The following is a 10,569-nucleotide window of genomic DNA, read 5'->3' on the forward strand; positions in this document are numbered from 1 at the left end:
CCCCTCCACGTAATAGTGTAACATCCATGTGTATACATGGTCTTTTTCACACTGTCTACCTAAAGGGGATAATATCATACATTATGCCGTCTTTTTTTATTTACAAAATGGATAGAATATATCCGCCAAAGGCTCCAAGTATAACGATAACCCAAGGTGGTGTTTTCCAAAAAGCGAGCAAGCAAAATAGAAGAGATGCAAAAACAAAATCTACAGCGTTCTTAATCGTGCTTGTCCAAATAGGGTCATAAAAAGCGGCAATTAAAATACCGACAACGGCCGCATTGACTCCAAGTAGTGCGCCTTGTATGAAAGATATTTTTCTCACACTGTCCCAAAAGGGTAAAACACCAATAACGAGTAAGAAAGCAGGAAGAAAGATCGCAATTGTTGCAAGTATGGCACCAAGCGTCCCGTTTAACACTGCTCCTATATAAGAGGCGAATGTAAATAGTGGTCCTGGCATTGCTTGTGTTAATCCGTATCCAGCTAGGAATTGTTCTTTCGTCATCATTCCGTTTTGTACGAACTCACCTTCAAGAAGGAGGAGGACGACGTGTCCGCCTCCAAATACAAGTGCGCCAGAGCGATAGAAACTATCAAATAAAGCGATGTAATAAGAGAATGGTCTTAATATTGGTAGCAGTAGTAATAGTCCGAAGAATAAGACGAGACAAGAAACTGCTATCTTTTTTGAAATAGGTACTTTTATATGTTGAGATTGACTAATTGGTTCGTTGCGATATAAAAGCCAGCCGATAAAGCCAGATATGATAATGAGAGTGACTTGTGTCCAGCTACTTGGCCATAATAGGGCGATTGAGGCAGTTGCAATTGCAATCGTCGCACGATTTCGGTCTGGCGTTAATTTTTGCGCCATTCCCCATATTGCATGAGCGACAATAGCGACTGCTACAAGTTTTAGCCCATGAATCCAGCCAGCACTTCCAAGGTCGAACTGATTAAGGAATGAGGCGAAGAAAACTAAAACAAGCACAGACGGTAAAGTGAACCCAATCCATGAAATAATAGCTCCGAATACCCCGCCTCTTAATAATCCAACGCCCATACCGACTTGGCTGCTAGCAGGACCAGGGAGGAATTGACATAGTGCTACTAAATCTCCATAGATTCGTTCATCCATCCATTTTCTTTTTTGTACATATTCGTGGTGGAAATAGCCGAGATGGGCGACGGGGCCACCAAACGAAGTAAGTCCTAATTTAAATGAGACGAGAAAAATCTCTAATAATGTGTGAAAAGTGTATTTGTTATTTTCCAAAACGACCTCCTAGAATGTTTTTCTAAGTGCATTATACAAGAGGTAGTAAAGAAAAAGGAACGATTCTAGTGTAAAGATTATGTGAATCTTTTCTTCGTAATTAACACTTGAAAAAGTCATAAATGATTATGTATAAACCATAAAGTAGTAGAAGTAGTGCTGGGAAATTTATATAAGGAGAATGCCCGTATGACAACACATTTCTTTGCGAGGTTAACAGGTAAGAGGGAAATACCTCCTGTAAATACAGAAGCTTATGGCGTAGCAGAGTTTATATTTAGTGAGGATTTAAAGAAGTTGCAATATCGGGTCATATTGAAAAACATCGAAAAAGTTACATCATGCCAAATTCATTTAGGGAAAGCAAATCAAATTGGTCCAATTGTTTTAAGTTTATTTGGTCCATTAAAGCAAGGTATTAGTGTTAATGAAGGAGTCGTCACTGGTGTAGTTAATGTGGGGGATTTTGAAGGGCCTTTACAGGGGCGAGCGTTTGATAGCTTACTGCAAGAAATTATTCAGGCGAATGTATATGTAAATGTTTATACGAAGTCCCATAAGAAGGGTGAAATAAGGGGGAGAATTAGGAAAGTAAAGAAGTAGCAAAAAGGCTGTTCATATTGAACAGCCTTTTCTGTTATAAGGTGCGAATTTTAGCGATTATTGACGGTAAATCGATATATTAGAAAAATCGCTGATAAAACTCGAGTTGCGCTGATATATTTTGAAAATCGCCGATAAAACCTGAGTTGCGCTGATATATTTTGAAAATCGCTGATAAAACTCGAGTTGCGCTGATATATTTTGAAAATCGCTGATAAAATCTGAGTTAAGATCGATATACTAAAAAACTGCCACGATTAATTTTTTAGAGGCTGATTTTTAATGAAGAAGTCCATAACATAAAACACTTCGTCATCAGGTATTTGTATTTCAAATGTATTTTCAATTGGCTGCAATGCCTTTTTTACTTTCATATACATCCAGTATTCATCTTGTCTTCGTTTCTCTTTATCTGGATGAGGGAGAAGGCTTTCTCCCTTTTGAAGACGGTCAACCATACAGCTCATATGCAGAATAACACCCATTAAACTGTCAGGAGTTAGCTGTAAGGAAATTAATTCTTGAATTGTATTTAATGCGTAACGAATTGTTTTGATAAGTAATGCTCCGTCGTTACGCTGCATTTGTTGTTCCAGGATATCAGCCATTTTTGCATATGTTTCTTCATACGTAATTAATTCTTGAATTGGCTGAATCGCTGTGTAGTTTACAATGTCTTGGAAATGATACGTTAAGCATGGCACTTGCACATCAAAATTCGTAACAATACAAATGATATTCCGCTCTTTTTTTATGTTCTCAATCATTTTCGTTAAATCTTTTTCATGGACGATACTAATCGGAATGATTTCAATTAAGTCTTTGTCAAATCGCAAATAGTTCTCCAACATTTTTTGAATAGCTAAAGCACTGCCTTCCCCAGTTAAACAAGCTGTCAAAATAACAGATTTCATTGGTGATAGTGGTTTTTTCTTTTCTTCTTGTACGTTTAAGTAAAACGGTGTTAAGTTCTTCACCGTTTCATATAATGCATCTAACGAGTAGCCAAGCTGAGCTTTTCGAGCCGCTTCTAGTGCATGTGGAGTGCTTGTCATGGAAAGAACACGCACTGGAATTTTGAACTCAGTTTCTAATATATCACCAATATAAGCGAGAGATCCCATATCAACGAGTAAGAGAAGCCCGTTTACATTTTGGAGTGTTTTCATATACACTTTCACACGCTCTAAGAAATCTTTCGGCGATTCATGTAACGGCATATCGATACCGGTTACTTCGTCAATGCCGAGCAGTTCATTTGCGACGTTTGCCATTTCTGTTGCTATGCCGTTGCCGTGCGCTAATATTAATACTTTTACTTCTGTTTGTGAGGCAGGAATTGGATCAACAACGAAGAACATTGTTAAAAAGCCTGCTTCATCGATAGGCATTGTTATTTGTAATTCGTCTTCCAGTAGTTGAATGCATTGCATAGCTACGGAAAAAGCTTCTTTATATTTCGTACGAATTTGATTTAATTGCGGGTGATGAATTTGTTTTCCGGCCTGTAAACGTTGTAGAGTTGTCTGTACATGTAAACTTAAAGCGAGAAATACTTTTTCATCGAACGTTTTGGATAAATGTTTTTCAGCAAGTTCAGCAATTTTTTCACAAACGGAAACGATATTACGATCTACAATTTTAAAAACATTTTCATGACTTGTCTTTTTTGACATTTGGTTAAAATATTGTACGAAAAAGCTTTGAATATCATTTTCTATTAGTAATTCTAATTCTTCCTCTTCAATACCACGAGCTTGAAGTTCTTCATATTTATAGTCAATATAATCGTAAATAGAAGACTGTTTTTCATTTTCTATTTTATGATTACTCCAACCTTCATCACCTGTAAATATAAATGTTTCATTCGGTATTTGGTATAGATGACGGCTCTTTCTTTCAATGAATAGTCCTTCTTTCATATACCAAGGTAAGTCTGTGCTTGAAACATAGACAGAATCACGTTTCTTTGTCACGAAGTCAGAATAGGCTTTCGCACAGGCAATTTGTACATCCGTTTTTAATTGGCCGATGTTATTAGGACAATTGTAAAAGACGAAAGCACGCATTGCATTCGGGCTAACGTGAATTTCTTTTCGCAAGCGAATTGCTTCATTTGTGAAAAATAGTTGCAGTAAAGCAAAACGTTCTTTATGTGTACGCTCACGAAGTGGTGGCAGCGTGACAGTCATTGGTATACGTCTTGTAAATGTTTTTAATAAAAATGAATTTGGTTCTTCTGTTGTTGCAGTAATGATCAATACTTGTGCTTTACGTTCGTTTTCTGTTTCTCCAAGGCGGCGATATACTCCGCGGTCAATAAAGGTGAAAAGCATTTCTTGTCCCTCTGGAGGAAGGCGATGTACCTCATCTAAGAAAAGGATCCCTTCATGTGCTTTTTCAATTAACCCTTTTTGATCACTTGCCCCTGTATACGCTCCTTTTTTAATCCCAAATAATTGCCCGAGTAGTAGCTGTGGGTTGTTTGCATAATCAGCACAGTTAAAGACGATAAATGGTGCATTTTTAGGAAGCTGTTCAACTTCAATTGCATATTCGTGCATTAAAGAAGCAAACATGGATTTTCCGACGCCTGTTTCTCCGAGCAGTAAAGTATGCATACCGTTTGGAGGATAGAGAATAGAAGCTTTCGCTTTTTCGATTGCGATTTTAAGGCTCGTATTTTCAACTGCAAATGTATCTAATGAAGTTGCTTCTTTTGAATGCGTTTCCAACGAAGTGTTCGTTTCTATATAAAAACGAACAGGATGCGTATTTGTTTTTAATAAACGTTTATCTTTTACGAGTTTGTTTAAGTCGCTACTTACATTGGCTCGATCTAGCTGCAACAGGGTAGCGAGTTCTGATGCAGTTACACCTTCTGTATAATTGCTTTTTTGTATTGCGTTAAAAATGAGATCTATTCGTTTCATTTCTATTCACCTCGAAACTTCATCACTATTTAAAATTTTACACAAAAATGGGAAGGGTGGGAAGAGAAAAATAAAACAGCTTTAGCACATAGGCACTAAAGCTGTTACAATCTTGTGTCTTTCCAAAAGTTTACTTCGAGATGAGAAGATGGATTATAGGGAAGAAGCTTGTATCCTTGTGACTGTAAGTAATCAATTACTTGTGGCAGTATTTGTACGGTTACACTCGAATCATGCATTAAAATTACTTCGACTTGTTCATCGCTCTGATTACGTACCCTTTCTAGTATGGCAGAAGGGTTATCATAGCTTTTCCAGTCGTATGTATCGATTGTCCAATCCCACATTTTATACTGGGCTGATACAAGTGCATCACGGTAATTTTTTTTTAAATAAGGCATGCTACCATACGGGACACGAACGAGATGTGAATTTAATTTTGTAACTTGCTGAACGATGCTTTGTGTTTGTTCCATCTCTGTAATTAAAGCAGATGGATCACCGGTGTAAAGGCGTTTTACATCATGTGACATACTGTGAAGCCCGATATAATGTCCGTCTTTAATTAATCGTTGCATTGTCTTTTTATAATGTGGCACTTTTCCACCAATAACAAAGAAAGTTGCTTTTCCGTTCTTTTCTTTTAAGATGTTTAAAATTTGCGTAGTATATTTGTTTGGTCCGTCATCAAATGTTAAGTACGCGATTTTTTTGGTAGAAGAGGTAGTTTCGGTATTTGGATGATGTTCAGCAGGGGGAATGGTAGTCGCTCCTGCATGAGATGACGCGTACATAGTAATCGTTAAAAATAAAATAATGTATTGAAATACTCGCTTGATCATAACATTCACCCTCAGTTTGACAATCAAGATGTAAAAAAGAAAATATAATCCTTTTCTTATTATGTATATCTTTCTCCAATAGTGGAACTCTCAAACAAGCTATATTTTGGAAATATAAAATAATGAATAAAAAATAGCATCCTCTTATAAGAAAGAGGATGCTATTTGAATATTTCATAATAGTAAAGGCTATACTACAATTAGTCTTCGCGTTTTTTCACTTTTTTATAAAAGGAAATAAGTGGTTTGTAACGTTCATGTACAAGTCCAATTACTTCAGCAATAATTTCTGTAAAGAAGATTAAAACGAAAAGAAGAATAATGGATAACCATAATGTTGCACTAGTAAAAATAATAGCATTTACGCTAAAGAAGATACCAAACGCGTATATAATTAGTACCGTTTTGCGATGTGAGAAGCCCATTGCAAGTAAACGGTGATGTAAATGCGATTTATCTGGTGCTGAAATAGGTTTTTTATTTACGATACGACGGATAATTGCAAATGCCGTATCAAATACAGGTACGCCTAAAATGATAACTGGAACGATAAAGCTGAATAACGTTACACTTTTGTATAATCCAAGTAACGATATAACAGAAATACAGTATCCTAAAAATAGTGCTCCTGTATCTCCCATGAAAATTTTTGCTGGATGGAAGTTGTAGAATAAAAATCCAATTGTACTTGCAAGTGCAATTAGTGCTAGCGGTAAAATGATAGCCGTTCCAGTACCCCATGGGCTAGTGAAGGCCATGTATGCTAGCGTTGCCAGTACGATAGATGAAATACCAGCGGATAATCCATCTAAGCCGTCAATTAAGTTGATTGCATTTGTAATACCTACAATCCAAAATACTGTAATTGGGTAAGCAAGCCATCCAAGTTCAGTATCCCCGAGGATTGGAATATATAATACTTGCACTAATAATCCACTTTTTACAATCATAATGGCAACTAATAGTTGTCCACCGAATTTTACCTTCGCAGATAACTCGTACATATCATCTAAAATACCGATGATTACAATGATAATCGCACCTAGCGTTATCGATAACATTCTTTGTTCATATAAGCCACCGACAACAAATCCAACAGCCACACCAATAAATATTGCTAACCCGCCAAGACGAGGCATAATCTTTTGGTGCACTTTACGCGCGTTTGGCTTATCTGTTGCTCCTATTTTAAAAGCTAACTTAATAACTAAAGGAGTAACGACGAGTACAGTGATGAAAGATGCCAAAATGGCATAAATCACTTGTGAGTCCATTAATACCCCACCCTTTTATAGTCTAACGTAATTTTTTTTAATATATTTATCTGAAAATTATGATGTTTATTTACAGGCTCATAACATATGGTATCACAAAAAGATTAGAATTCAATCTTTTTTTCGTTTTATGGTAAATGGAAGCAGATAGAATATATGACAATGGTATACAGAATGTTGAATCGTTTGAGAAGGTTAATCGTATTGGGCTTTGGAATATGACATTTTCTCTTTCTCTTTAATAGCGAATAATTTTATTTCAATATTATAAGTGTTACACGTAGAAATGAGTAAGTTCCGTGTTAAAATGTGGGAATTTTTCAAGTCTGAACGTGCAGCTTTAATCTCGGTAAAATTTCTATTTGTTTTATGGACAATATTTAATTTTACAAAAACTTAAAAAAGAATGAAGAAAGCAATTCATATAATAAAGAAGTAAAAAAGTTTTCTTATTTTTAATATGAGAGGGGGAAGCACAGGGGAAATTCTATGTATTCGTATATTTTCTATTGTATATTCCTGTGCGAAAAGGAAATGAAAATTACGATAATAGGTACCGGATACGTTGGATTGATTACAGGAGTAGGATTGGCAGTATTGGGACATTCGGTTACATGTTTTGATATAAATGATGAGAAAATTGAACGGATAAAACAAGGGGATTTGCCTATTTATGAAGTTGGCTTATATGAATTAATACATGATGCGTGTGAGAATAATCGTTTAACTTTTACAACAAGTAAAGAAGAAGCATTTCATGATGCAGAATTTATATTTATTGCAGTTGGAACGCCATCGTTATTAGATGGGACAGCAGATTTAACATATATTCAAAATGCATGTTTTGATATTGGAACATATGCGACTAAAGACATTATTGTTGTTACAAAAAGTACTGTTCCTGTAGGGATGAATGGTGCTATGAGGGGATGGATTGAGGAGACATTACAAAATAGGCATGAATTACATATTGTATCGAATCCCGAATTTTTACGGGAGGGTTCAGGGATTTACGATTTTTTTCAGGGAGATCGTATTGTAATTGGAGCTGATAATGAGGAAGCGGCGCGAAAAGTTGAGAATTTATATAGTAAATTACATTTGCAAACGTATGTTACAGATATAAAAAGTGCAGAGATGATTAAATACGCATCGAATGCCTTTTTAGCGACAAAAATTAGTTTTATCAATGAAATTTCAAATATATGTGAGAAGGTAGGAGCTAATGTATTAGATGTTGCAAAAGGAATGGGAATGGATAAGAGAATTGGGTCGTCTTTTTTAAATGCAGGCATTGGTTACGGGGGATCTTGTTTTCCGAAAGATACGAAAGCGCTTGTGCAAATTGCAGGGAATGTGGCACATGATTTTCGTTTGTTAAAAGCCGTCATTGAAGTAAATAATAAACAACAGCTATTATTGATTGAGAAAGCGAAGAAAGTAATGAATATGAACAAGAAGCGAATTGCAGTGCTGGGAGCAGCATTTAAACCGAATACAGATGATATAAGAGACGCACCGTCCCTTATTATGATACAAGAATTAATGAATATAGGTGCAGACATAGTGCTATATGACCCGAAGGCGATTCAAAATATGAAAAATATCTTTGGGGAGGCTATACAATATAGTGAATGTATAGATGAATCGATTAGAGGAGCGAGTGCGGCTTTTATCGTGACAGAATGGGAGGCTATCCGAACGTATCCGTTAGGAAAGTACGTACAACTTATGAGAGAACCTATTTTATTTGGTGGAAGAAATTGTTATACTAATGAGGATGTTAAGAAACAAGGAATAGATTATTATTCTGTTGGAAGAGAAAGTATTCATAAGAGGGATTTTTCCGTTATTCGTTAAAAAGGTATGTATTCATGTATATTCTTATATGTCATAATAGGATTTGTAACTAGTGAAAGAAAAGAGGCAATGAAATGACTGAACGTTTAAAAGTAATGACAATTTTCGGGACACGTCCAGAAGCAATTAAAATGGCACCTCTTGTATTAGAGTTGCAAAAGCATCCAGAGAAAATTGAATCGATTGTGACTGTAACAGCACAACATCGTCAAATGTTAGACCAAGTATTAAGTATCTTTGGAATTACACCAGATTTCGATTTGAATATTATGAAGGATCGCCAAACGTTAATCGATATTACAACGCGTGGTTTAGAAGGTTTGGATAAAGTAATGAAAGAAGCAAAGCCGGATATCGTACTTGTACATGGTGATACGACGACAACGTTTATCGCAAGCTTAGCTGCTTTCTATAATCAAATTCCAGTAGGCCATGTCGAGGCAGGACTTCGTACATGGGATAAATATTCTCCATACCCAGAAGAGATGAATCGTCAATTAACAGGTGTAATGGCAGATCTTCATTTCTCACCTACAGCAAAATCAGCAACGAACTTACAGAAAGAAAATAAAGATGAATCACGTATTTTCATAACAGGAAATACAGCGATTGACGCACTAAAAACGACTGTAAAAGAAACATATAGTCATCCTGTACTAGAGAAACTTGGAAGTGATCGTCTTGTACTTATGACAGCTCACCGTCGTGAAAACCTAGGAGAGCCAATGCGTAATATGTTCCGTGCAATTAAGCGTCTTGTTGATAAGCATGAAGACGTACAAGTTGTGTATCCTGTTCATATGAACCCTGTTGTTCGTGAAACTGCAAATGATATTTTAGGCGATCATGGCCGCATTCATTTAATTGAGCCGCTAGATGTAATTGATTTCCACAATGTTGCAGCTCGTTCATACTTAATGCTAACTGATTCTGGTGGTGTACAAGAGGAAGCTCCGTCATTAGGAGTACCGGTTCTTGTTCTTCGTGATACAACAGAGCGTCCAGAAGGTATTGAAGCAGGTACGTTGAAATTAGCGGGAACAGACGAAGAGACAATCTTTAGTCTTGCAGATGAGTTGTTATCAGACAAAGAAGCTCATGATAAGATGTCAAAAGCATCTAATCCGTACGGTGATGGCCGTGCATCAGAGCGTATTGTAGAAGCAATCTTAAAACATTTTAATAAATAAAAAAACAGCCAAATCGCATGCGATTTGGCTGTTTTATTGCTGATTTCTCATAATCCACTCTGCATGAGCATTCGTAGAAGGAGGGGGATCAGTTGGTGTTTTGTTCTGATTCTGATTCGTTTCTTTCTTTGCTTTCTCGTTAGAGTTCGAATTTGAAGAAGGAGTGGATTCCGTTTTTGTTGTTGAATTTTCTTGCGTGGTTACCTTTTCTCCTAGTTCTTTTTTAATTTCGTTACGTACTGCCTCAACACCGTTTGGATCTGGAAGGAAGTAATAAATACCACCTATTTTTTTGTCTTCTCCTTCAAGTTTGAGTGTTTGTATTGTGGAAGGATCAAACCCAGAAAGTTTCTTGTAAAGAGCAAGGCCATCTGAAATAGGAATGTCAGTTTTTATATATTTTCCAACGACTGCTGTCAAATCTTTAATTTTAAATACGGTAGAGGTGGAATTTAGTTTTTGAGCAACAGCAGCTAGTAATTGTCTTTGTCTAGCAGCCCGGCCATAGTATGATGATAGGTAAGGCTTTGATGTAATCTCCACCTTTTCCCCCACCTCACACCGTACGTGCTAGTTTCCTAGCAT

The 10,569-nt window shown here is 36.3% G+C and carries 7 protein-coding genes and 1 pseudogene; 3 read left to right on the top strand and 5 right to left on the bottom strand.

Translation table 11 applies throughout. The features are described 5' to 3' along the window. Positions 1–100: 100 nt before the first annotated feature. Entirely contained in the window at positions 101–1,282 is a 1,182-nt protein-coding gene (locus PDQ33_RS26700; protein ID WP_270756907.1) for a chromate transporter, read from the bottom strand. 189 nt (positions 1,283–1,471) lie between these two features. Between PDQ33_RS26700 and exsM the strand changes: the two genes are divergently transcribed. Then, the gene (gene exsM / locus PDQ33_RS26705) at positions 1,472–1,885 is read left to right on the top strand and encodes an exosporium regulatory protein ExsM (RefSeq protein WP_000207029.1); all 414 of its coding nucleotides are present in this window, start codon (positions 1,472–1,474) and stop codon (positions 1,883–1,885) included. Positions 1,886–2,142: 257 nt separating this feature from the next. Here exsM and PDQ33_RS26710 read toward each other — a convergent pair whose 3' ends face one another. The 3 genes from PDQ33_RS26710 to PDQ33_RS26720 form a co-directional block, all read right to left on the bottom strand. Next, positions 2,143–4,818, bottom strand: coding sequence for a PRD domain-containing protein (locus PDQ33_RS26710; RefSeq protein ID WP_270393141.1), 2,676 nt, complete (start codon positions 4,816–4,818; stop codon positions 2,143–2,145). 104 nt (positions 4,819–4,922) lie between these two features. Then, the gene (locus PDQ33_RS26715) at positions 4,923–5,660 is read right to left on the bottom strand and encodes a polysaccharide deacetylase family protein (RefSeq protein WP_000597163.1); all 738 of its coding nucleotides are present in this window, start codon (positions 5,658–5,660) and stop codon (positions 4,923–4,925) included. A 200-nt stretch (positions 5,661–5,860) separates the two neighbouring features. Beyond that, a complete protein-coding gene (locus tag PDQ33_RS26720) occupies positions 5,861–6,934 on the bottom strand; it encodes a glycosyltransferase family 4 protein (protein WP_000378309.1) in 1,074 nt (357 codons plus the stop codon). Positions 6,935–7,423: 489 nt separating this feature from the next. Between PDQ33_RS26720 and PDQ33_RS26725 the strand changes: the two genes are divergently transcribed. Together PDQ33_RS26725 and wecB are read left to right on the top strand one after the other, a co-directional pair. Then, entirely contained in the window at positions 7,424–8,794 is a 1,371-nt protein-coding gene (locus PDQ33_RS26725; RefSeq protein WP_270756910.1) for a UDP-glucose dehydrogenase family protein, read from the top strand. A gap of 74 nt (positions 8,795–8,868) precedes the next feature. After that, the gene (wecB, locus tag PDQ33_RS26730; RefSeq protein WP_000140134.1) at positions 8,869–9,984 is read left to right on the top strand and encodes a non-hydrolyzing UDP-N-acetylglucosamine 2-epimerase; all 1,116 of its coding nucleotides are present in this window, start codon (positions 8,869–8,871) and stop codon (positions 9,982–9,984) included. Between the two features lie 33 nt (positions 9,985–10,017). Here the strand turns inward: wecB and PDQ33_RS26735 are convergent. Beyond that, positions 10,018–10,491 (bottom strand): annotated as a pseudogene (locus PDQ33_RS26735) (LCP family protein); the annotation flags it as partial. Positions 10,492–10,569 lie beyond the last annotated feature (78 nt).

This window comes from Bacillus cereus group sp. Bc031, from assembly GCF_027716265.1.
In the GTDB taxonomy this organism is placed as follows: Bacteria; Bacillota; Bacilli; order Bacillales; family Bacillaceae_G; genus Bacillus_A; species Bacillus_A paranthracis.